Genomic DNA, 23,345 nt, shown 5'->3' with positions numbered 1-23,345 from the left:
CTGGACGGGTGTTGGCGGATACCGACGGGGCCTGCCGGACGCTAGCGATGCTGTCCGGCCTCGACTGCCTTGAGAATCAGGCCAAGCTTCGTCGCTACCGTCACCTTGTACGTTTTCCTGTACTCGATGAAAATCGCGACCAGGCGAGGCGTGAACCGGGCATCGGGTGCCAGTGAGTGTGGATCACCCAGATTGCCCAGGTCAATGACAGCACCGCCACTGACGCCTCGCGGGCTGATCGACTTGACTTTCCGCCCTTGCGAGTCCCTCGAATACTTGTCAAAGCCGATGAATATGTGATTTTCCCCGTCAACACCCATCGTCCGGGCGGCGTCAGTTCCATCCCGGGCGACAGAGAAATAGCTCCATGGTTTCGACGAGGCAATCCACTGTTCTCTGTCGATGGACTCGTTTCTGGTATTTGGGAAGCCGATGATCGAATAGACATGGCCGCTTGACGACGTCTGCCCGAACGACATGTTTTCGGAGCCGATGTAGACAACGTCTCCGAGGTTTTGTACGACATCATCGGACAGCTTCCAGATGGCAAAATCATAAGGATCCTTCCTGACACCATCTGGCGCCTGCGTGCGCCAGGTTTCCCCAGAGATCCTGACAAAGATTTTTTCGCCACCGACATACAGTTCCGAGTACTCGATTCTGCCTGCCTCGATCACGTGGGACGCAGTGACCATGTACCTTGATCTGTTCAGTTCGACCAGAACACACGACCCTTCATGGTCCGGATTGCCCAGGTTGGTGGCGCGGTAGATCGGCCTGACTGCCGGTCCGAGCGTGGCAACCGCCTTCTCGTGACGGTCGCTGGCGACAGCCAGGCTGGCTTCGGCTATTGATTCAAGTGCCATCTCGTTCCTCTTTCGCGCGTGAACGGTGCAGGAAAAAAGCGCGAGTTTAGCGCGTACGACGATCGGGTGTGCCACGCGATCCGGCGAGCAGCGACGCGAGTAGCGGCAGGCCCCCGGCTAGAGCGTAATGGCGTTATGACGTGCGACAATCGTGCTGCACATCACGCATCCGCGCGACGAATCTCTGCGGGCGAGAGCCGTCGTGTTTGATGCGATAAAGGCACGGCGATGCGCGACAGGTAGCGTCTACCTCGCCACCGTCAATTTGATGAACCGAACGAAAAGATGACTGAAGACGACGAAGACAAGGGCGCTGTCAACCGGGCCGTTGCCGCTGCTGACAGATCGTTGATGATCCTGGAGGCATTTCTGGATCGCCCGGGCCCGCGTTCCCTGATTGAACTCGAACAAAGAACGGGCCTGTTCAAGAGTGTGATTCTGCGCTACATGATCTCTTTTGAGGGGCGAGGTTTTATCCGGAAGGACGAGGACGGTCTGTACCGTCTGGGCCCGAAAGCGTTCCAGTTGGGCAAGGCTTTTGAAGCCACATTCGATCTTTCTCGCGTCATGCAGCCGGTGCTGGACGCGCTCACGCGTGCGACCAACGAAAGCGCGTCCGTCTATATCCGCGATGGCGATTTCCAGCTTTGTCTGCTTCGCTCGGATCCCGATCGCGCGGTTCGTGTTTCCACGCGTGCGGGCAGCCGGTTGCCGGTCGATGAGGCAGCGTCCAGCCTCGTGCTGCTGCGATACGAAGGAAAGCGCTACGGCGACGTCGCGCCGCTGTCGGAGAAAGACATCATCTGCACGAGGGGAAAGGGCGACCCGCTGCTTGCATCGATGTCGACGCCGTTGTTCGGCCCTGGGGATATCTTTCTGGGGACATTGACACTCGCCGGTGTCAACGGACATTTCGACGTGAGAAGTACCCGCTTCAAGTCCCTGCTGTTCGAGGCAGCCATGTCGTCGAGCCGGCAACTGGGCGCCACGCTCGTCGTTGACGGGTAGGACGCTTCGGATGTCCGGCTGTTCCGCCTGAAGACAGGTCATCGACTGCCGGTGTTCGACCCACGGCAAGGCGCCGCCCGAAGGTGGCGACCCGCCGTGCGCGAAGGCGGGGTCCTGATACGAAATGCACTGACTACGCTCGCAAAAACAGCGAACGCGGCTGCTGTCAATAGGGCCGTCGCGACACCGTTTACGCCTTTGCGCACGAGGAACAGCGCCACGATGGCCGTGCCCGTCGACTGGCCGATCAGCCGGGCAGTGCCGAGCATGCCACTGGCCGCGCCACTTCGGGATCGCGGTGCGGATTCCAGCAGCGTGCGATTGTTCGGTGACTGGAAAAGTGCGAATCCAAGCCCGCACAATGCCATGCGCCACACGATGTTCAACTCCCTGGGTGCGTGGGGCAGTGCGGCAAGACTCACCAGGCCGAGCGCGAAAATCAACAGCCCGGCGGCGCCAAGCGGGCCCGGCGCAATCCGGTCGGTAAGGTGACCGGCAACTGGCGAGGTCAGGGCGACGGTAAGAGGCCAGGGCGTCATCAGCAGCCCGACCTTTCCCGGTGCAAACGCGTACGTTTCGTGAAAAAGAAAAGGCAGTGACACCAACCCCATCATCTGCGCAGCGAACGTGCAGATCGACGTTACCACCGAAAGGGAGAATACGGGTATCCGGAGAAGATCGAAAGGAACGAGGGGATGACTTGCGCGCAACTCGCGACGCGCGAGCAGCCCTGCTGCGATAGCGCGCAGCACGCCACCCGTCAACGTGAGCTGCCAGTGCATGCCATGACCGAAGAGCTCGATGCTACCGCTCAGCGAGCCGATGAGCATTGCGCTGAGTGCGGCGCTGACGAAATCAAACGACCGGCTGGAGAGTTCGTTCGCAGGGAGGTTCTTCGACGCCAGGGCAATAGCAAGCAGCCCCAGGGAAAGGTTGATGGCAAACAGCATGGGCCATGAGGTGATGGACAGGATGGCACCCGCGAGTGAAGGCCCGATGGTCGCTGCCGTCGCGGCAACGAGCGAATTCCATCCGATCGCCCGACCGAGACTGCGCCCTGGCACGATGTGTCGCAACAGCGCCGTATTCACGCTGAGGATGCCTGCGGCGCCGACACCCTGCACGATGCGGGCGAGCGTCAGGGCCAGCATGGAAGGGACGACCGCACAGGCAACCGACGCAACCGTAAAAACGATCAGGCCACGGCGGTAGACGACGCGATATCCATGAATTTCCCCGAGATCGGCGAAGGGTATCAGGCAGATCGCGAATGCAAACTGGTACCCGTTGACAACCCAGAGCGATACGGCCGCTTCGGTTTTCAGGTCGGCGGCGATCAGGGGAAGTGCGACGTTGGCGACGGCACTGTCGACCAGCGCCAGCGTGATACTGATAAAAATGGTCGCGAGCGCATAAACCCTGGCTGGGTAATCCAGACCATCGGGCTCAGCGGTTCGCGCGCAGCACGAAGTGGACGCAATCCGTCGACGGGCGAAACCATCGCGATTCCCGCAGCCAGAACCGTAAAATTCACAGCGGGCAAGGCATTCAAGGATGCGGTGAACGCCTTCTGATACAGACGGATCAGGTTCGCCAGCAATCCAGTCCAGGCCATGCAACACCGGCGGTTTTGCCAGACACCGCCGGGATTGCGCTGCCTTGCAATGCATTTCGCTACAATGCGTCGGTCCTGTCTGGAGACCGCTGATCACCCAATGGCTTCAAAAAGAAGGGGAGGGCCGGGCCCGCCCCGGCGTACGCTCACGAAGGCGATGCTTTTGCCGATGGATCATGCGTCCGTGCGTGAGCAGTCGCTGACCTATCATCTTGCGCTCGTGGCTTGCCGTGATGGTCATGGGAACAGGTATCTGTTCAACGAACTCGCGCGCGCGATGTACGTTGCGTGGTTTCTGCAGCAGCCCGGTTTCGGTGCTGAACCGATCGGGCAGTACAAGACGGCAGAGCGTGCGGTTGAGGCTGCCCTGACGCTCGCTCACGAATCGGGCGAGTGGATACTTGCGGAAGACGTGGTGCCCGTTTTCGAGAAATTGCTTGCACTGCATGATTCGCAACTCGCCGTTGCGCCACTTCACAAGGTGATGGAAGCTGAGCGGCGATTGAGACACTTTCTGGCGGGCAACGCCTCTTCACCTGTGCCTGAAGCAAGTCAGGATAACTAAATTACCGTCAACGGCCCCGACCACCCGTGCCGTTGGCTACGCCGTTACCTGCAAAGCGAGCTTCGGGACGTCATTTCGCGAGATCCGGTGGCCGGTTCTTCCGTCTCCAGGCCGCTGGAATTCTCATGGTGCAATCTGCACGATGGCCTCGATCTCGACGGTCATGCCGTTGGGCAGTGACGACATTCCCACTGCCGAACGGGCGTGCCTGCCCGCATCGCCGAGCACGTTGACAAAGAGGTCCGAGCAGCCATCGATGACTTTCGAGTGCGCCGTAAATGATGGCGCGGCGTTAACCATGCCAAGCAGTTTGATTACCGCGGTGATGCGGTTCAGTTCGCCGACGGCCTCCTTGAGTGTCGCGAGCATGTTGAGCCCGGTGAGCTGCGCATCCGCATAGGCATCGGCGATCTGCGCCTGTCCGGTGATGGTTCCCAGCCGATAGGTGTTATCCGGCAGTCTTGGTCCATGTCCAGACAGGAACAGCAGGTCATTAACCCGTCTGTACGGGACGTAGTTCGCTCTGGGTGGCAGCGCTGGAGGCAAGGTCAGCCCAAGGGCGACAATTCTCAGTTCCGGTGACATACGTTCTCGCTTCAGGTGGCGCCGCTGGCTGTGTTCGCGGGTAAGTTCACGCGACTGCCGGCACCGTAATGGACCCTCGAAGATAAAACCGGCAGGCGCCCGTCAGATGGACGCGATCTCCGTGGATCGAACATTCGATCTGCCCTCCGCGTCGGGAAAGTTGCCGGGCGCCCAGACTTGTCTTTCCGAGGCGTTGACCCCAAAAGGGCGTAAGCGTGCAATGGGACGTCCCGGTGACGGGATCCTCAGGCACGCCTTTCGCCGGCGCGAAGTACCTTGATACAAAGTCGCATCGGTCGCCAGGCGCGGTCACGAGAAGGCCTGGCAGCGGGAGCGCCGACGCAGCAGCAAGATCCGGCTCGACAGCCTGGACAGCCGCTTCGTCGGCGAGAACGCACACGTAGCGATCCATGCTTTCCCATACCTCCTTGACGGCGGCACCGAGAATACGTTCGAGTGCCTCTTTTTTCATGGTCGTCGGTGACGTTGATCGCGCAGGAAAATCGAGGACATAGTGCCGCGATCCGATACGGACGTAGAGCGGCCCCGATGCAGTTGCGAACTCCACGACAGAGCCAGCGTGGACGAGTCCAAGAGCCTCATGCATCACAGCTGCCGCCGCTAGTGTTGCATGCCCGCACAGCGGCACTTCCAGGATCGGTGTGAACCATCGCAAGGGGACGGGAGATGCGTCCAGCCGGAAAAATGCCGTCTCGGACACGTTATTTTCCGCAGCGATCGCCTGCAGGACGTGATCCGGAGGCCAGGCACCGGGAATGGCCACGACGGCGGCCGGGTTGCCACCGAAGACCATCGATGAGAAGGCATCGACTTGCCAGATTGGGAGATCTTTCGTCGTGTTCATCGCTGGGCCTTCTGCTTTTCATCAAGCAAACGGTGCACGTTGCCAAGCAACGACCTGGGTGTAAGCGAGCCGGTGACGCCACCAATGGACTGAGAATGAAGCGAGATCGTCCAGCCGAAGTCCTCCCCTTTTACGGTCACGCATTGTGTCAGGGCGGACGCATCGGGGTCGGACATCAGCACGCTTTTGCAGCGGTCGAAGCCGATGGACGCGTGCGCGACGCTCGCGTGAACGTTGACATTCCGGGGAAACCGTTCGCAAGCTTCGCGCGTGCTGCCGTCGAAAATGACAATCGGCCCTTCATGGTTGGGAATGCCCCACGCTGACGGCGTTTTGGTGGTGACGATCTCGACGTGAAGCAGTTCAAGTCCGACGGCATGCAGCCCGTCCAGACCGACGATGCCGCCACTCAGCAGGGTGAGGCGGGTCCGGTGCTGACCTGCGCTTTCTGCGAGCGCGCGTTCAGTAGGCGCATCGGCGAGCGCTGTCGTGGACAGTACCGCAAGGTCACAGAACTGAAGGATGGTGGCACCGTGCTGCCTGACGGCTTCGGGAGACGCAGCCTCGACAACCAGATCGACACCCTTGATATCGGCTTCCTCGAGGCACGTGAGATGGCACACGGCGGGAAGGGCGATGGCACGGGACCCATCGCGAGACAGGATGAAAGCCACACGGTGACCCGCAGCAATCAGGGAACGCGCGAGGCTCTGTCCAAGGCGACCTGCGCCGATTATTCCAACGTTCATGGCTCAGATGGTGACCGCGCTCTGGTATGCGCGCTCGCGCAACGCAATCTCAAATCCGCCCGGGCCCGGAATGCCGCTTTGAAGGCAATCGCGGATTGCTGTCAGGCGAGTGCTCGACACTTTATCCCGCCCCAGGAGGCTCAACTTGTCCAGTAGCTGCGCGTCCGCAAATGGCCGTCCGGGATCCCCATCTGCCGTCTCCCGCTGCTCTTCGAACTTGGCGTCCCCGTGCGTGCCAATCGTCACCAGAGTCGGCGTGCCCGCTGGGTAGAGTGCGTCCAGCCGGGCATCGTGTTCCAGGGTGATTTTCTCTGCGAGAGCAACGATATCTTCGCGTTCGAGGGCACCGGGCGACAGGGGCAGCAACGCCTCGATTCCATCAACGAGCGCGACGGCGATACAGAACGGCAAACTGTACTGGGCAGATTCAAACGAGCTCGGTCGCGCCTCGTTGGGCAGTTCTATCGCCGCGCGAAACGTCCGCACCGTCATGCCCGCGACGTCGCTGACGTGGAGCCGCTCGCGCGCCATGATCGCGACGGCAGCGTCGATAGGCGCATGCGCCAGACGGCAGCACGTGTAGCGTTTGAAGTACGTCCTGCTGAACGCCGACACCGGTTGAGTGTGACCTGTCAGATGCCCGCAATCATAGATGCCGGCGCTCTCGACGGCGTCGGGATCCCCGCGATACCCCTGCTCGGCAAGGAGTGCCGAGGTGATACCCGAAAGTACGCCGAATGGTACGGCTTCCTTGATATGCCCTGTCATCTGGGCGCGAGACCCGGCTGCACCCACAAGTGGCGCCGTGTGAACGGAAAGCGCAATGGCATTTGTCAGCAGGCCTTCATTGAGACCTCGACAGATGCCCGTCGCGATCGCCGCGCCCACTCCCGCCCAGCGGCCGGAAGCGAAGTAGGGTGGGGCCTCTGCCGCGCCCAGACGTGCACCGATTTCACACCCGGCAAGGATGGCGTGAGCGAACGTTTCGGCCGACGCGTCGCGCAGTGCGCCGAAGACGGATGCGGCTGGTACAACGGCTGCGCCGAGATGACCGCGCGCAGCGCGATTGCCATCATCAATATCGAGAGCCGACATCACCGACGAATTGACAAAAGCGGCGCCCATCGGCGTCAGGTTGGCGTCATCCAGAAGCCATGGCCGTATCACGCCCGGTCCGAGGCCGCTTACAGCAAATTTCACTGCGATGCTGGCGACCGGCGAATCGTAGCCAGCCAGAGCGGCGGCCGCCGCATCGATGAGGCACTGCCTGATGAGGGCACGGTTGGCCGGTTCGTACACCTGCGGTCTGAGTCGCAATGCTAGGGCAGCGAGGTCGTGTGCAAGCATGCCGTTATGCTCCTCCCGTGACTTCGGGTTCAGGCATCCGGAAGAGCGTGTGGCCTCGCAGGAATTCCTGCGTGCGCGGCTGTTTGGGATGCACGAGAACGTCCTGCGGCGAGCCCTGCTCATGAATCTGCCCCTGATGCAGGAACAGCACACGATCCGCGACGTTGTACGCAAACCCCAGCTCGTGGGTGACGATCAGCATGGTCGTACCTTCTTCGCTCAGTTGCCGGATCGTATTGAGGACTTCGCCAACAAGCTCGGGGTCGAGCGCCGACGTGGGCTCGTCGAACAGGATCACATCGGGCTCCATGGCCAGCGCGCGGGCGATTGCAACGCGTTGCTGCTGGCCGCCCGACAGCCTGGAAGGGTAGGCATCCGCCTTGTGCGACAGTCCAACCTTGGCCAGGTTCGTATCGGCAAGCTGCTTTGCCTTCTCGCGGCTCGTACCGCGTACGCGGACCGGGCCGAGCATCACATTTTCCGCGACGGTCAGGTGCGGGAACAGGTTGAATTGCTGGAACACCATCCCGACGCGCGTGCGAAGGTCGCACAGTTCCTGTTGCGTGTACCTGAAACGGCCACCGTCCAGAGGCGTGCCGACCAGTTTCCCATGGACTTCAATGCGCCCCTGCGTCGGAGATTCCAGAAAGTTGAGGCATCGCAGCATGGTGCTCTTCCCGGAACCGCTTGAGCCGAGAATCACCACTGTCTCTCCACGCTGCACGCTGAAGTCAATGCCTTTCAGGACTTCGAGATTCCCGAATGACTTGCGTAGTCCGCTTACCGCCAAAATAGTCGCTTCCACTGTTAATCTCCGAACATCGCTATTCCGAGCGCGCCATCCTGCGCTCCAGACGCGCAGACAGCAGGCTGAAAATTATCAGGACGGCGATAAATATGCCGCCGATGGTGGTGTAGGTTTCGATTGGACGAAATTCCACGTCGCTGATCAGCTTGGCCTGATAAAGAAGCTCTGCATATGCGATGGTGGATGCAAGCGTCGTGAGCTTGATAACGTCGATTCCCTGGTTGGTCAGAGCGGGAAGAATACGTTTGAAAACCTGAGGAAAAACGATGAAGCGAAGTATCCTGAGGTAGCTCATGCCAATCGCCCGGCCTGCTTCCCATTGCCCTTTCTCGATCGACTGGATGCCGCTTCGCACGATTTCGGCGAAATAGGCGCCCGAGTACAGGGAGATCGCCAGCGTCGCTGACAGGAAACGGTCGCTTTCGGTGCCCAGCAGTACTGGCAATGCGTAGAAGCACCAGAATACCTGTACGAGCGCAGGTATGTTGCGGAAGAACTCAACATAGGCCGTTCCGACGGCACGCAATACAGGCCCGCCTTGCGAACGCGCCGCACCGACGAGCGTGCCGATGATCAGCCCGCCGAGCAGACATACGACTGAGAGTCTGAGCGTACCCAGCAAACCTTCGAGAATGACAGGCAGCTGGGTGGACAGATACGATAGGTTCCAGTGATAGTTCATGATTTGTCAGTCGCTGATTGCGAGTCGGCGCTCGAGGAGCCGTACGGCTTTGCTCATCACGAAGATGACGACAAAGAACGAAAGCGCGACCACCGTGTATGTCTCGATCGGCCTGAATGTGATGGAGACGATGCGTGACGCGCTGTAAAGAAGATCGCCGTACGCAATTGCTGCAGCGAGGGCGGTCGTCTTGATCAGTTCAATCACTCGCGTAAAGAAGATGGGCAACATGCGCTTGACCGCCTGCGGCAAGATCACGAAGCGCATGGCGGCCGCGTAGTTCATGCCGATGGCTTTGGCGGCTTCCCACTGGCCGCGCTGGATCGAACTGATGCCGCCACGGAACACCTCCGCAAAGTACGCAGCGCTCTGAAGCGTGATGGCAAGCGTTGCCGCGGAATATGCCCCCATGTCCACTGACATGAGGATCGGAAAGGCGAAGTAGAACCAGAAGATCAGAACGAGTGCCGCGGACGACCGGAAAAAGTTGATGTACGCCGACGCGATCCCGTTGAGAAATCGCGAAGGGCTCATTCGCATGATGGCCAGCACGAGTCCGATCGGTATCGCGAGCGCCAGTGCAGTGATAGCCAGCTTGAACGTGCCGATTGCACCTTCAATCAGGATGTCAGAGTGGCTAAATACGGAAGAAAAATCCCAAGTGTAATTCATGATTCGCCGACCTCGTCTCCTTTTCTGTTCCGGTGAAGACGCGTACCGCGCACGGCTTCGTCTTCACCGGGCCCGTCAACTCCAGCGCTCTCGCATGATGGGCAGAACCTTGTTTTCCGGCACGCCGCGATAGGCGAGGAACTGTTCATACGCAGATTGCGTAAAGCCCGTGTTATAGAAAAAGCTGACGGCGGTGGTGAGGTAGCTCTTCCACCGTTGATCGACCTCCTGCCGGATGGCAACGCCCGCCGGAAGTGCGCCGCGCGGCGTCAGGACCTGAACGGTGCCGACGTTGAGCTTGGCCTGTGTCAGCTCAAGTGTCGGGCCCAGGGAAAAGATGCCGTCGATACGGCCAGACTGAAACGCCGCATTCATCTCGCTGGCGTTCTGAAAGCGGGTTATCTGGGACTTCGGCGCTGCGCGCGTCAGATTCGTATCGGAGGAACTCCCGAGGATGACGCCCCAGCGATACTTGGGATCATTTGCTTGCGCCCAGGTCGTAATGGTAAGGCCGCCTTTGAGCAGCACAGCGAGCGGATACCAGAGCAGTGGCGTGGGCACGAAGTCGAGCGCTAACGCCCGCGTCGGATTGCCGTCAAGGCACAGCATGAAATCGAACTGCCCTGACTGGATGCCGGCCGAAGCGTTGCCCCACGTTGTCTCGACAATCTGGAGCTGAACGCCCATTGACCGGGCGATTTCTGCTGCGATCACCGGTCCCACGCCGCGCCAGGTGTCCTGGCCGGACTTCACGGTTCCGGGACCCGAGCCGTTAGCAGGATCCTTGAAATACCACGGTTCCTGGATAGCCGCGCCGGCGCGCAGAACCTTCAATTTCTGGATTCGCTCCCACGTTGAATTGCCGGTCGCCTGGGCGTGGGCACTCGGTATCAGGGAAGGGGTTTGGCCCCCGGGCTGGGAGGAGAGCATGGCCATGCCGGCTGCGCCAGCGAGGCTGCCGAGACCGGCTGCGAGGAGCGTGCGGCGGGACGTGTCAGTCATGATAGTTTCCGATGGAGATCGCACACCCGTCAGTCAAATGGCGCTGCAGTGCGAGACCTGAATAGGGGTGGTGCTGTGGTTCGACGATCTATCAACCTGTTCGACCCAGAATCTGACGCGCCCTGATCGGTCAGGGATGACGAGAGATCCCGATGTCTGAATACAGCGTAGCGGCGTCAAAAAACCTCATGAAATGCTATTTTTTTCTGCCAGATATAGAAAATTGTGATTTCTGGAATTTCTGGCACCGAGGTCGCTGATCGACGAGCCGCAAACCCAGTCCTGTGGCGGATCCTGGAAATGAAGGCACCAGGCGGCGTCTGGTTGTCCGCAAGCCACGACACTTGCGGGTATAGCGTTAACCCCGATCGGAATCGGGGTTCGTAGGGGCAGGGATACGAGGCAGTTGAACCCTGCCGGGCGCGCAAAACCCGGCGAGCCGGTTGATGACCCGGGCGCGCCGGGTCAATCCGAAATCCAGCGCGCTGTGGGCCAGTCTCCACGCTCGACCGCCAGTTTCATCTCGCGTTCCAGCAACGATGCTACTGCCCTGACGGCCATCGGGATCCGTCGTGTGTTGGGCAGAGCAAGGACAATGGTGCGTTGCAGCTCCTGATCGCTCAGCGGGGAGGCACCAAGCTGTTTGCGAGCGACATCTTCTGTCACGGCGATACTGGGCAAAATCGTATAGCCGTGGCCACGCACAACGAGGTTCTTTTGCACATTCATTGAGTTTGTCTCGGCGACGACGTTGAGCTTCATGCCCGTGCCGGGGCAGGCCTGCTCCAGCAGATTGCGGATCCCGTGGCCGGCGCTTGGCAGTATCAACGGCCATGCTGCCAGATCTGCAAGCGCAATGGATCGATCCGAGGACAACTGTGCGGACCAGGGGCCGACGACACACAGGCTTTCTTCCAGCAACGGTTGAACCTGTATGGTCGGCGTGGCCTTCGGGTTGTAAAGCAATGCCGCGTCAACTTCTCCCGACTCAAGCCAGTCACGCAGGTATCCTGCGTATCCCACCGAAATCCGAAGGTTCACCGCGGGATGCTGGTTCTTCACTTCGTCGAGGAGCGGACCTGCCAGAAGATCGGACGTGCTGGGAAGCAGACCTACTGTGACGATTCCCGAGATCTGTGCGTTTGAGGGCTGGATTTCGGAGCGGGCGCGGTCCAGTTCGAGCAACGCGCGGCGCGCGTGCTGCGCCAGGATTTCCCCCGATTCGGTCAGCTCCATCCCGTATCGTCCGCGTTCGAAAAGCGCGATGCCGACGTCCTCTTCCAGCAGCTTCAACTGACGCGACACGGCGGGCTGGACGATGTGCAGAGCCTCGGCGGCACGTGTGACGCTCCCCGTTTCCGCCACGGCGAGCAACGCGCGCAATTGCTTGATGTCCATCTGGGCTCCGTAGATCGCAACATGCCGAACTGTGATTTCTGAATCACAAAACTCTATTTCTTATCCCGTACTATTGCATTCTAAGATAGCTCAAACTTTCGTGGAAGCAGCAGTTCACGCACGTAGTGCAGCGTAATAGCAGGTGTGCGCCCGACCACCAGCGGCAGCGCGCGAAGTTCCCCGACGACCCCGAGAAGCTCTCCCCGACGTCTTCATGGTAGTTGGACCGACCTGTGATTCTATAAACGGCTTGCCCGTCTGGCGTGTGCCTGCGCCGGTTCAGGCAATCCTTCGTTTTCCCTTATTCATGTGTCGCAGTCAGAGCGGAGTGGGTCGCAGGACACATGCTACGCAAAAGGTCTTACGCAACAGCGATCCGATAAATAAGTAGTGCAGATGTTCAATAAATACAGATGTTCCATAAAACCACGTTGTGGAGATTAGTTAATGAAAAGAACAGTGTTCTCTCTGGCAATAGCGGTGTTGCTGGCGAGCGAAACGGCATATGCCGAGTCCAACGTAACGCTTTATGGCCTGATCGACGAGGGGATCCGGTTTACGTCCAACCAGCCTTCCTCGAATGGGCCCGCAAACAGGCTTTACATGTCGGATGGCGCAGTGACCGGAAACCGCTGGGGCATCAAGGGGACGGAGGATCTCGGGGGTGGGACGTCTGCGGTTTTCGTTCTCGAAAGCGGCTTTAATCCTGCCAATGGGGTGTCGGGTCAACAAGGTCAACTCTTTGGCCGTCAGGCATACGTCGGGCTGAGCAACAGTACGTATGGAACGCTGAAGCTCGGTCGGCAATACGGTACGGCCTTCAACTACCTGGTGGTTTTCGACTCGATTGCGGTCGGCAACCAGAATCCGAACGAATGGGAGATCTTCCTCACCGGAGTCCGATACGACAACACGGTTCAATACACGAACACGTGGGGTCCAGTCGCGCTGGAGCTGGAGCGCTCGGTCGGTGGACAGGCGGGTAGCCTCGCCAAGGGAAGCACGACGGCTTTCGATCTGATCTTCACGAACCAGGCATTGAAGATTGGTGTGTACGGACAGCAATCCAAGGACGCAGGAAACAGGAACATGTATGCGGCCAGTCTGGGTGGCCGATATGAATTCGGCGCCGCCATGCTGTACTCCTATTACCTGTACTCGCGCCGCGACGCCGGATTCGCGCCAGCAGCCAGCAACAGTGGCGGCGCATTGGCAAATACCAGCCTGACTGCGAACGTCACCACTGCCGCAGGACCTCAAACGAAAGCGAGAATCGACAACGTCGGCCAGCTCGGTGTCAGCTACGCGGCCACGCCGTTCCTGAAGCTGACGTTCGCCGGACTCTATGACCATGTGACGAACGCTGCTCCAGGAAAGACAGGGCATATCGCGTCCGTGTATGGCATCGTCGACTACTTCCTTTCAAAGCGGACAGACGTCTACGTCGAAGTTGATCACAGCATGCTCGGCGGTGCATCCGTCACAGACCCGAACAGCCCGATCGGATCTTTCGCGGGAAAGAACAACAGCACAGGGGCGATGGTCGCCATGAGGACGAGGTTCTAGAGCCTGAAACGGCCGGGTGACCGGCAGATGGAGATGGTTGCTCGTACGCGGCCGGCGGCGTGCACGCATCGGGCACGAACTGATCCTAGGTAAAACCTATGCCCGGCAGACGTATTTGGTATTTGCGCTGTTGCCCGGCGGAACGTCAAATAGAGGGGCGAGGCGCATCATCGCCCGGCCAGTTTTAGGAGACAGCATTGAAAGTACTTGTTTCGGTCAAAAGAGTAGTTGACTACAACGTGAAGGTCCGCGTGAAGTCGGATGGGACAGGCGTGGATCTCGCGAACATAAAGATGTCGATGAATCCGTTCGACGAAATCGCCGTCGAAGAAGCCGTTCGGCTGAAGGAAGCGGGCGTGGCGACAGAAGTGATCGCCGTGTCGGCAGGCGTGACGCAATGTCAGGAAACGCTGCGCACGGCGCTGGCGATCGGCGCGGACCGCGCGATCCTGATCGAATCGAATGAAGACCTGCAGCCGCTGGCTGTCGCGAAGCTGCTGAAGGCGCTGGTCGACAAGGAACAGCCGCAACTGGTGATTCTCGGCAAGCAGGCCATCGACGACGACTCCAACCAGACGGGCCAGATGCTGGCTGCGCTGGCCAATCTGCCCCAAGCGACGTTTGCGTCGAAGGTTGTCGTCGCTGACGGCAAGGCGACCGTGTCGCGTGAAGTGGACGGCGGTGCTGAAACGCTGTCGCTGAAGCTGCCCGCAGTCGTGACGACCGACCTGCGCCTGAACGAGCCGCGCTACGTGACGCTGCCGAACATCATGAAGGCGAAGAAGAAGCCGCTCGAAACCGTGAAGCCGGAAGACCTGGGCGTCGATGTCACGCCGCGTCTGAAGACGCTGAAGGTCAGCGAGCCGCCGAAGCGCTCCGCTGGCGCGAAGGTGGCCGACGTGAAGACGCTGGTCGAGAAGCTCAAGACGGAAGCCAAGGTGCTTTGATTTTTACGGGCACACGGAGACGAATGAAATGACGATTCTGGTAATTGCTGAACACGACAACGCGGCGCTCAAGGCAGCGACGCTGAATACGGTGGCTGCCGCGCACGAGGTTGGCAAGTTCGTCGGTGGCGACGTGCACGTGCTGATCGCTGGCCACAATGCGCAAGGTGCGGCTGAGGCTGCTGCGAAGGTGGCGGGCGTTGCGAAGGTGCTGCTGGCCGACGCGCCGCCACTGGCCGAAGGTCTTGCCGAGAATGTCGAGGCAACGGTGCTGAACATCGCAAAGGATTATTCGCACATCCTCGCGCCCGCGACGGCCTACGGCAAGAACATCGCGCCGCGCATCGCCGCGAAACTCGACGTCGCGCAGATCAGCGACATGACGGCTGTCGATTCGACCGATACGTTCGAACGTCCGATCTACGCAGGCAATGCGATTGCGATCGTGCAATCGGCTGACCCGATCAAGGTCATCACGGTGCGCGCGACGGGCTTCGACCCGGTGGCGGCGGAAGGCGGCAGCGCATCGATCGAGAAGATCGAAGCGGCAGCCGATGCGGGCATCTCGCAGTTTGTGAGCCGTGAAGTCACGAAGCTCGACCGTCCGGAACTGACGTCGGCGAACCTCATCGTGTCGGGTGGCCGGGGTCTCGGCAGCGGCGAGAACTACAACAAGGTTCTCGAACCGCTCGCCGACAGGCTCGGCGCGGCAATGGGCGCATCGCGCGCAGCCGTCGATGCGGGCTACGTGCCGAACGACTACCAGGTCGGTCAGACGGGCAAGATCGTCGCGCCGCAGCTGTACATCGCGGTCGGCATTTCCGGTGCGATTCAACATCTGGCGGGCATGAAGGACTCGAAGGTCATCGTCGCGATCAACAAGGACGAAGAAGCGCCGATCTTCAGCGTCGCTGATTACGGTCTGGTTGGCGACCTGTTCACGGTCGTGCCCGAACTCACATCAACATTATGAGCGACAACACTGCCATGAAAGGACTGCCGCCACCCCGTTCGTTCCTGTTTGTGCCAGGCGATCGCCCGGAGCGTTTTGACAAGGCGCTGCAAAGCGGCGCGGACGCGGTCATCCTGGATCTGGAGGATGCCGTCGCACCGGAGAACAAGGACGAAGCAAGACGGGCAATCGAGGCGTGGCTGACGCCTGCCCGCCGCGTGCTGATCCGCGTCAATGCGCCGGGGACATCCTGGTTTGAGCACGATGCACGGCTTGGGCGGTTGCGAGGTGTCGCGGGGATTGTCCTACCCAAGGCTGAGAGCGCTTCCGACGTCGTCGCACTCGTTTCGCAAACGAAGAGCAAGATGCCCGTCTACGCGCTTATCGAGACCGCGAAGGGAATGTTCAATGCAATGGACGTTGCCCGTGCGCCGTTTGTCCGCCAGTTGATGTTCGGCACACTGGACTTCTGCGCAGATCTCGGGCTGGCGTCGGATGGCCGTGAACTCGATCACTTCCGCGCCGATCTTGTCGTCACGTCGCGTATTGCCGGGATTGCTCCACCGATCGACGGCGTGACGCCGTCCATTGGCGACGATGATCTGTTGTGTGCTGACACGCTCAACGCGAAACGATGGGGATTCGCCGGAAAGCTCTGCATCCATCCACGCCAGGTTGCGGCGGTGAACGAGGGTTTCGCGCCCAGTCAGGCCGAACTGGCATGGGCGAGTCGCATCATTGAGGCGTTCAGGATTGCTGACGGCGCCGCGGTTGCCGTCGACGGGAAGATGGTCGACAGGCCCGTTGTCCAGCGAGCCGAATCGATCCTGAGTGCGGTCCGATAAAGACTGGCGAACGCGCTCCTATCCGTACACCCACTGCCAACACTAACTTTCAAAGCATGAGTAGCAGTTCTCTTTTCGAGCAATATGGTCCTCGCGAATCGATGGAATACGACGTCGTCATCGTCGGCGGCGGCCCGGCCGGCCTGTCGGCGGCCATCCGTCTGAAGCAGCGTGCCGCCGAAAAAGCCGTCGAAATTGGCGTCTGCGTGCTCGAAAAAGGCTCGGAAATCGGGGCGCATATCCTCTCGGGCGCGGTGATGGACCCGCGCGCGCTGAACGAACTGATCCCGGACTGGAAGGAAAAAGGCGCGCCGCTGGACGTCGAGGTGACGGAAGACCGCTTCCTGTTCCTGAACGAAACGGGCGCGAAATCGGTGCCGAACTGGGCGCTGCCCGACAACTTCAAGAATCACGGCAACTACGTGATCAGCCTCGCGAACGTTACGCGCTGGCTGGGTCAGCAGGCCGAAGCGCTCGGCGTCGAGATTTTCCCGGGCTTTGCGGCGGCTGAAGTGCTGTACAACGACGACGGCTCCGTGAAGGGCGTCGCGACGGGCAATCTCGGCATCGGCAAGGACGGCGAGCCGACCGAGAACTTCCAGCTCGGCATGGAACTGCACGCGAAATACACGCTGTTCTGCGAAGGCGCGCGCGGGCATCTGGGACGCCAGCTGTCGGACAAGTTCAAGCTGCGCGATGGCGCCGATCCGCAGGTGTACGGCATCGGCGTCAAGGAACTGTGGGAAATCGATCCGGCGAAGCACAAGCCGGGCCTCGTGATCCACACGGCCGGCTGGCCGCTCGATTCGCAAACCTACGGCGGCTCGTTCCTCTATCACATCGACAACAACCAGGTGATGGTGGGCTTCGTCGTCGGCCTCGGCTACTCGAATCCGTATCTGTCGCCGTTCGAAGAGTTTCAGCGCTACAAGACGCATCCGGAAATCCGCAAGTTTCTCGAAGGCGGCAAGCGTGTGTCGTATGGCGCACGCGCGATCACGGCAGGCGGGCTGATGTCGCTGCCGAAGCTCGTGTTTCCGGGCGGTGCGCTCGTCGGCGATGACGCGGGATTCCTGAACGCATCGCGGATCAAGGGCTCGCACGCTGCGATCAAGACGGGCATGCTCGCCGCCGACGCTGCGTTCGATGCGGTGCAGGCAGGACGCCAGAGTGACGAACTCGCAGCCTATCCGGAGTCGTTCAAGACCTCGTGGCTGCACACCGAGCTTTACCGCGCGCGTAACTTCAAGCAGTGGATGAGCAAGGGCCTGTATCTGGGCACGCTGATGGTCGGCATCGAGCAGAAGCTGCTGGGTGGCAACGTGCCGTGGACGCTGCATCACCAGCATTGGGATCACGAGATGCTGAAGCCCGCGTCGCAATGCAAGCCGATCGCGTATCCGAAGCCCGACGGCAAGCTGACGTTCGACCGGCTCTCGTCGGTGTTCATCTCGAACACGAATCACGAAGAGAACCAGCCTGCGCACCTGACGCTCAAGGACGCGAGCGTGCCTGTGAAAGTGAACCTGCAGACCTACGCAGGCCCGGAAAGCCGCTATTGCCCCGCCGCCGTCTACGAGTTCGTGAAGAACGACGGCGGCAGCGAGCGGCTCGTGATCAACGCGCAGAACTGCGTCCACTGCAAGACGTGCGACATCAAGGATCCGACACAGAACATCGTGTGGGTCACGCCCGAAGGCGGCGGTGGACCAAACTATCCGAACATGTAGTGACGTCCCCGAGGGTTTATGAGATTCGGCCGGTAGCGTCCGGAGCGTACAATGCCCTTCACTTCAATGCTCGAGTTGCTGACCAGTCAGCCTTCCACGCTCATGGACGTCCGCCAGCTGCGCTACTTCGTCAACATCGTCGATTACGGCAGCCTTGGCAGGGCAGCAGAGAAGCTCTATGTCGCGCAGCCCTCGCTGAGCCAGCAGATGGCGCGGCTCGAAGAAGAGCTCGGCGTTCCCCTCCTTCTGCGCAGCAATCACGGCGTCACGCCAACGGCAGAAGGCACTGCGCTCTATCGGCACGCGAGACTCGTGCTGCGCCAGATGGAGCAGCTTAAACAGGAAGTCAGCAAGGGCGGTGGGGCGGAATCGGGCACTGTCGCGCTCGGGCTGCCCACGACAATGGCGTCCGTACTCGCGGTGCCGCTTTTTGAGCGTGTTCAGGACAGGTATCCGGGCATCCGCCTGCAGTTCTTCGAAAGCATGAGCGGCTATCTGAATGAGTTGCTCGCAAACGGCAGACTCGACCTTGGCATACTTTTCCGGGAGTCTGACACGCCGGGAATCGGTGCGCTGCCCGTTCTCGACGAGACGTTGTATCTGCTGGGCGAGCCAGGCAACGGCATTTCCGCACGCTCCACAACATGTCCGCTCTCCATGCTTGCGGGGGTGAAGCTGGTCGCCCCCGGCGTGGCGAATGGACTGCGCCTGTTGATCGAACGGACCTTCTCCAGCGAAAACGTCGAGCTGAACATCATCGCCGACATCGACTCGTTGTTCTCGTTGCTGCTGATCGCTCACTCGGGCAGGGCATGCACGATCTTGCCGGCTTCTGCCGTCGCACAGCTTGATGCATCGCGCCTGCCGAGGATGCGCAAGATCGTCGGCCCGGTGATCCGGCGTCCCGCCAGTATCTGCTGGCCAAACAGTATGCCGATGCACGCTGCCACTGTGGCTGTCCGGCAGACGATGGTCGAACTGATCGCCGAGCTCGTCGCCCGGGAGTCATGGAAAGGCGTGTCGCTGCGCGCCCAGACCGACGATCAGCGGTGAGTCCGGCGCACGACGTCAATCATCAGGGTCCTGCCTGCGGCTTCAGGATGGTACGGTGCTATCGCTTTTGAGCCGATACGCCATTGGTGATGGAACGATGGTGGCGCACCATCTCGAACCCTCGCATGCGGCAAGCGCGTTCAGGCCGGTGGCGAGCAGCGTCGGATTGCCGCCGCCACCTGATTTCTCATGCCGATGCCGCGTTACGCCTGATGCGTAGAGGGTGAATGGACCTCCCGCTCGCCGGTGTCAGAGGTGTTGGAGGTGTTGGAGCTGTCGGATGTGGCCGGCGCTACGTCTTCGAGCGCATGCCGGCTTGTCTCTACCCGGATCACCAGGATCGCAACGCACAGAACGGCAAGGATCAGGCTGACCATCGCAATCACACCCGACACCCCAACGTGCTGGTAGAGCGTGAGCGCAAGATACGGTGTCGCAATCGAGGCGGCGCGTCCGCAGGTTCCCGCCACGCCCGTGCCGCGCAGACGTACCTCGGTAGGAAAAAGTTCGGGGATGTAGCCGAACAGGCCAAGCGTCGTGATGGTGTAGATCGACGTCACCAGACAGAATCCAACGACGATGATCTGTGCCGGATCGCGAAGCGTCACATAAAGCCACCCGAGCGCGATGCTCACGACTGCCGCGAACATGATCCCTTTCGCGCGGCCGACGCGGTCCGCGATCAGATAGCCGACGAGTCCGCCAACGGGTGAGCCGATCGACATCAACATCACGAATCCGAGCGACTTGACGACAGACAGGCCTTCGCTCACGAAGAAGGTCGGCAGCCATGCGATGAAACCGTACAGGCCGATGTTGACGGCGATGGCCGTGAGCGAGGCGACAATGGTGCGTCCGCGCCGTCCAGGTTCAAAAAGAGCGCGAAGCGGGACGGCGCCCACGTTCAGATTGACAACCCGCTGAACCGCAGGCAACGGACCCGTGCGTGCCTCGACTTCACGTTCGATCGCAGCAAGCGTGGCTTCGGCTTCGTCCAGTTTTCCCGTCGATTCGAGCCAGCGCGGTGACTCCGGCATGCGATGACGCAAGAACCATACGACGAGCGCACCGATACCCGCAACCGCGAACATGTAGCGCCAGCCCAGATGCGGAATGATCCAGTAACCGACCGCGAGCGCCACGAACAGGCCGCTGTTGATGATGATGGCCAGCAACGAAACCCACTTCCCGCGCGTCGCAGGCGGCACGAATTCGGCCAGCGTTCCTGCCGCCACGACGAGTTCGGCGCCTAAACCAATGCCCATGATGAAGCGCAGCACGATCAGCCATTCGATATTGGGCGCGAAGCACGCCGCAATCGACGCGATGCCGAAAACACCCAGGTTCAACTGGTACGAGTAACGCCGCCCGAAGCGATCGCCCACCCAGCCCGCAGCATAGGCGCCCAGCATCATGCCGATGAATGTCGACGACACGAACATGGCGCCGTGGCGCAAGTCGGTGAAGCCTTCCTTTACCATCGCTGCGACCGCGCCATTGGCGAGGTAGATATCGAATGCGTCGAGGAACGCACCGCCTGCAATGAGGCCGAGAATCTTCCAGTGAAAACTGCAAACGGGTAGGCGATCGAGCCGACCGGCGGCGTTGACCGTGACTGACATTGTTTGTCTCCTGATTATGTATTCGACCGGGTGCCCGTGCCGGGCCGGCCCGAATGGCTTTACAGATCTGGCGGCCCGGATGATCTGCGTTCGCGGCGTTCAGATCGCGCCGGCGCTGCGCATCTGTTCGATCGAGCGCTCATCGAAGCCGAGCTCATGCAGGATCGACGTCGTGTGCTCACCGAGGCCGGGCACTGCGTCCATGCGCGGTTCATCCTTCGCGGAAATACCGGGTGGATACAGCGCGGGCACTTCGCCTGCGGCCGTTTTCACGCGTGTCCAGCGGCTGCGGGCATCGAGTTGCGGATGCTTCCACACAGCGTGCATGTCGTTCATGTGTGCGTTGGCGATGCTCGCTTCTTCGAGCCGCCCGATGACATCCTCTGCCGACCAGCCCGAGAACGCGTCGACGATGATCTGCGTGAGCGCATTGCGGTTTTTCGTGCGTCGGCTGTTCGACGAGAAGCGCTCGTCGTCCGCAAGCTCGGGACGTCCGATGACGACGTTGCAAAAGCTCTTCCATTCGCGCTCGTTCTGAAGTCCGAGCATCACCGTCTTGCCGTCGCCGGCAGGGAAGGGGCCGTAGGGAAAGATCGTCGCGTGAGAAGCGCCGGCCAGTTCTGGCGCGGGCTGGCCGTCGATCGAATAGTAAAGGGGGTAGCTCATCCACTCGACCATGCTTTCGAGCATCGATACGTCGATGTGCTTACCTCGCCCCGTGCGACCGCGTTCGATCAGCGCAGCGAGAATGTTGGTGTAGCCGTACATGCCAGCGGCGATGTCCGCGATCGAGCATCCTGCTTTCGCGGGCTGGCCCTTCGAACCAGTGATGCTCAGAAACCCCGATTCGCTCTGGATCAGCAGGTCATACGCCTTCTTGTCCCGGTATGGACCGTCGAGGCCGTAGCCCGAAATGTCGCAGACGATCAGCCGCGGATACCGCTCGCTTAATGTCTCAAAGTCGAGCCCGAGACGTTGCGTCGCGCCCGGCGCGAGGTTCTGGACGAACACGTCGGCGTCTGCGAGCAGTGCATGAACGACTTCCATCGCGGACGCCTGCTTGACGTCCAGCGTTACGCTTTCTTTCGAGCGGTTCGCCCAGACGAAGTGGGAAGCGAGTCCGGACACGCGTTCGTCGTAGTTGCGTGCGAAGTCGCCGGTGCCAGGCCGCTCAATCTTGATCACGCGAGCACCCAGATCCGCGAGCTGACGCGTGCAGAACGGCGCGGCGATCGCATGCTCGAAAGTCACGACCTTGATGCCTTGGAGTGGACGCATGTCGATGCCCCTCAGAACGAACGCGGCAGACCGAGGATGTGCTCGGCAACGTAAGACAGGATGAGGTTCGTCGAAATCGGCGCCACCTGATACAGACGCGTTTCGCGGAATTTGCGCTCGACGTCGTATTCGGCCGCAAAACCGAAGCCGCCGTGAAACTGCAGGCACGCGTTCGCGGCTTCCCATGAAGCGTCGGCGGCAAGCAGCTTCGCCATGTTGGCTTGCGCGCCGCAGTGCTGGTGCGCGTCGAACAGCTCACACGCCTTGTAGCGCATGAGATTGGCCGCTTCGACATTGACCAGCGCTCGCGCGATGGGAAACTGCACGCCCTGGTTCTGGCCGATCGGGCGCCCGAAAACGACGCGCTCCTTGACGTACTGGGACACCTTGTCGATGAACCAGTAGCCATCGCCGATGCATTCCGCCGCAATCAGCGTGCGCTCCGCGTTCAGGCCGTCGAGAATGTACTTGAAGCCCATGCCTTCCTCGCCGATGAGGTTCTCGGCGGGAATTTCCAGGTTGTCGAAGAAGAGCTCGTTGGTCTCGTGATTGACCATGTTCGGAATCGGGCGAACCGTCAACCCGTGGCCGATTGCTTCGCGAAGGTCGACGAGGAAGATCGACATGCCTTCGCTCTTTTTCCTGACGTCGGCGAGCGGTGTGGTGCGCGCGAGAAGGATCATCAGGTCGGAGTGCTGGATACGCGAAATCCAGACCTTCTGGCCATTGATGACGTAGCGATCGCCCTTGCGTTGCGCGGTCGTCTTGATCTTCGTCGTGTCTGTGCCTGTCGTCGGTTCCGTCACGCCCATCGACTGCAGGCGCAGTTCGCCTGAAGCGATCTTCGGCAGATAGCGTTCCTTCTGCGCTGTCGAACCATGCCGCAGCAACGTGCCCATGTTGTACATCTGGCCGTGACATGCGCCGGAATTGCCACCCGAGCGATTGATTTCTTCCATGATGACGGACGCTTCCGTCAGGCCGAGTCCCGAGCCGCCATATTCCTGTGGAATCAGCGCGGCGAGCCAGCCGGCCTTGGTGAGCGCATCAACGAACGCTTCCGGATAGGCGCGCTCTTCATCGACCTTGCGGAAGTATTCGGACGGGAACTGCTGACAGAGGTCGCGCACAGCGTCGCGAATATCCTGATAACGATCGGCGGTGGTATTGAACATGATGAAGTTTTCCAG

22 protein-coding genes and 1 pseudogene are annotated in these 23,345 nt (G+C 60.6%); 9 read left to right on the top strand and 14 right to left on the bottom strand.

Annotated elements, in window-relative coordinates; translation table 11 throughout:
* Nucleotides 1-41: 41 nt before the first annotated feature.
* Nucleotides 42-866 carry a hypothetical protein gene (locus BN2476_RS33220; RefSeq protein ID WP_087738427.1) on the bottom strand — a complete coding sequence of 275 codons (825 nt, stop codon included), beginning with the start codon at nt 864-866 and terminating at the stop codon, nt 42-44.
* Between the two features lie 285 nt (nt 867-1,151).
* Between BN2476_RS33220 and BN2476_RS33215 the strand changes: the two genes are divergently transcribed.
* Complete coding sequence (locus BN2476_RS33215; protein ID WP_087738426.1) at nt 1,152-1,874, top strand: IclR family transcriptional regulator; 723 nt, start codon at nt 1,152-1,154, stop codon at nt 1,872-1,874.
* A gap of 38 nt (nt 1,875-1,912) precedes the next feature.
* On the opposite strand, the gene BN2476_RS33210 is transcribed toward BN2476_RS33215, so the two are convergent.
* Nucleotides 1,913-3,355, bottom strand: coding sequence for an MFS transporter (locus BN2476_RS33210; protein ID WP_087738493.1), 1,443 nt, complete (start codon nt 3,353-3,355; stop codon nt 1,913-1,915).
* On the opposite strand from BN2476_RS33210, the pseudogene BN2476_RS48690 reads away from it, so the two are divergent.
* A pseudogene (locus BN2476_RS48690) lies at nt 3,320-3,448 on the top strand (HU family DNA-binding protein); the annotation flags it as partial. The gene BN2476_RS33210 and the pseudogene BN2476_RS48690 sit on opposite strands and share 36 nt — an antisense overlap.
* Before the next feature lie 225 nt (nt 3,449-3,673).
* Complete coding sequence (locus BN2476_RS33200; protein WP_235851069.1) at nt 3,674-4,054, top strand: hypothetical protein; 381 nt, start codon at nt 3,674-3,676, stop codon at nt 4,052-4,054.
* A 123-nt stretch (nt 4,055-4,177) separates the two neighbouring features.
* On the opposite strand, the gene BN2476_RS33195 is transcribed toward BN2476_RS33200, so the two are convergent.
* The 9 genes from BN2476_RS33195 to BN2476_RS33155 all read right to left on the bottom strand — a co-directional run bounded on the left by BN2476_RS33195 (nt 4,178) and on the right by BN2476_RS33155 (nt 12,162).
* Nucleotides 4,178-4,639: a RidA family protein gene (locus BN2476_RS33195; protein ID WP_087738424.1), complete on the bottom strand. Its 462-nt coding sequence runs from the start codon at nt 4,637-4,639 to the stop codon at nt 4,178-4,180.
* A 46-nt stretch (nt 4,640-4,685) separates the two neighbouring features.
* A complete protein-coding gene (locus tag BN2476_RS33190) occupies nt 4,686-5,504 on the bottom strand; it encodes a PhzF family phenazine biosynthesis protein (protein ID WP_087738423.1) in 819 nt (272 codons plus the stop codon).
* Entirely contained in the window at nt 5,501-6,253 is a 753-nt protein-coding gene (locus BN2476_RS33185) for an aspartate dehydrogenase domain-containing protein (protein ID WP_087738422.1), read from the bottom strand. Before BN2476_RS33185 ends, BN2476_RS33190 begins: the two co-directional genes overlap by 4 nt.
* A 3-nt stretch (nt 6,254-6,256) precedes the next feature.
* Nucleotides 6,257-7,600 (bottom strand): MmgE/PrpD family protein, encoded by a 1,344-nt coding sequence (locus BN2476_RS33180; protein WP_160111801.1) that lies wholly within the window; start codon nt 7,598-7,600, stop codon nt 6,257-6,259.
* A gap of 4 nt (nt 7,601-7,604) precedes the next feature.
* Nucleotides 7,605-8,405, bottom strand: coding sequence for an amino acid ABC transporter ATP-binding protein (locus tag BN2476_RS33175; protein WP_087738420.1), 801 nt, complete (start codon nt 8,403-8,405; stop codon nt 7,605-7,607).
* A gap of 19 nt (nt 8,406-8,424) precedes the next feature.
* Nucleotides 8,425-9,090, bottom strand: a complete 666-nt coding sequence (locus tag BN2476_RS33170) for an amino acid ABC transporter permease (protein WP_087738419.1) — start codon at nt 9,088-9,090, stop codon at nt 8,425-8,427.
* A 6-nt stretch (nt 9,091-9,096) separates the two neighbouring features.
* Complete coding sequence (locus BN2476_RS33165; RefSeq protein WP_087738418.1) at nt 9,097-9,762, bottom strand: amino acid ABC transporter permease; 666 nt, start codon at nt 9,760-9,762, stop codon at nt 9,097-9,099.
* A gap of 75 nt (nt 9,763-9,837) precedes the next feature.
* Entirely contained in the window at nt 9,838-10,764 is a 927-nt protein-coding gene (locus tag BN2476_RS33160; protein ID WP_087738417.1) for a transporter substrate-binding domain-containing protein, read from the bottom strand.
* Between the two features lie 465 nt (nt 10,765-11,229).
* Nucleotides 11,230-12,162 (bottom strand): LysR family transcriptional regulator, encoded by a 933-nt coding sequence (locus BN2476_RS33155; RefSeq protein WP_087738416.1) that lies wholly within the window; start codon nt 12,160-12,162, stop codon nt 11,230-11,232.
* Between the two features lie 447 nt (nt 12,163-12,609).
* On the opposite strand from BN2476_RS33155, the gene BN2476_RS33150 reads away from it, so the two are divergent.
* The 6 genes from BN2476_RS33150 to BN2476_RS33125 all read left to right on the top strand — a co-directional run bounded on the left by BN2476_RS33150 (nt 12,610) and on the right by BN2476_RS33125 (nt 19,255).
* Nucleotides 12,610-13,728 (top strand): porin, encoded by a 1,119-nt coding sequence (locus BN2476_RS33150; protein ID WP_087738415.1) that lies wholly within the window; start codon nt 12,610-12,612, stop codon nt 13,726-13,728.
* A 197-nt stretch (nt 13,729-13,925) separates the two neighbouring features.
* Complete coding sequence (locus BN2476_RS33145) at nt 13,926-14,675, top strand: electron transfer flavoprotein subunit beta/FixA family protein (RefSeq protein ID WP_087738414.1); 750 nt, start codon at nt 13,926-13,928, stop codon at nt 14,673-14,675.
* Between the two features lie 28 nt (nt 14,676-14,703).
* Nucleotides 14,704-15,648 (top strand): electron transfer flavoprotein subunit alpha/FixB family protein, encoded by a 945-nt coding sequence (locus BN2476_RS33140; protein WP_087738413.1) that lies wholly within the window; start codon nt 14,704-14,706, stop codon nt 15,646-15,648.
* Between the two features lie 14 nt (nt 15,649-15,662).
* Nucleotides 15,663-16,472, top strand: coding sequence for an HpcH/HpaI aldolase/citrate lyase family protein (locus BN2476_RS33135; RefSeq protein WP_235851068.1), 810 nt, complete (start codon nt 15,663-15,665; stop codon nt 16,470-16,472).
* 56 nt (nt 16,473-16,528) lie between these two features.
* Nucleotides 16,529-18,202: an electron transfer flavoprotein-ubiquinone oxidoreductase gene (locus tag BN2476_RS33130; protein ID WP_087738411.1), complete on the top strand. Its 1,674-nt coding sequence runs from the start codon at nt 16,529-16,531 to the stop codon at nt 18,200-18,202.
* A gap of 102 nt (nt 18,203-18,304) precedes the next feature.
* The gene (locus BN2476_RS33125; RefSeq protein WP_087738491.1) at nt 18,305-19,255 is read left to right on the top strand and encodes a LysR substrate-binding domain-containing protein; all 951 of its coding nucleotides are present in this window, start codon (nt 18,305-18,307) and stop codon (nt 19,253-19,255) included.
* A 203-nt stretch (nt 19,256-19,458) separates the two neighbouring features.
* Here BN2476_RS33125 and BN2476_RS33120 read toward each other — a convergent pair whose 3' ends face one another.
* The 3 genes from BN2476_RS33120 to BN2476_RS33110 form a co-directional block, all read right to left on the bottom strand.
* Nucleotides 19,459-20,877, bottom strand: a complete 1,419-nt coding sequence (locus BN2476_RS33120; protein WP_087738410.1) for an MFS transporter — start codon at nt 20,875-20,877, stop codon at nt 19,459-19,461.
* Between the two features lie 99 nt (nt 20,878-20,976).
* Nucleotides 20,977-22,155, bottom strand: coding sequence for a CaiB/BaiF CoA transferase family protein (locus BN2476_RS33115; protein ID WP_087738409.1), 1,179 nt, complete (start codon nt 22,153-22,155; stop codon nt 20,977-20,979).
* A gap of 11 nt (nt 22,156-22,166) precedes the next feature.
* Nucleotides 22,167-23,330, bottom strand: coding sequence for an acyl-CoA dehydrogenase family protein (locus BN2476_RS33110; RefSeq protein ID WP_087738408.1), 1,164 nt, complete (start codon nt 23,328-23,330; stop codon nt 22,167-22,169).
* Nucleotides 23,331-23,345 lie beyond the last annotated feature (15 nt).

Origin of the sequence: Paraburkholderia piptadeniae, from assembly GCF_900007165.1 — a bacterium.
GTDB lineage: Bacteria > Pseudomonadota > Gammaproteobacteria > Burkholderiales > Burkholderiaceae > Paraburkholderia > Paraburkholderia piptadeniae.
The sequence above is the reverse complement of the archived record's forward strand: the minus strand, read 5'-3'. Positions and strand labels throughout refer to the sequence as shown.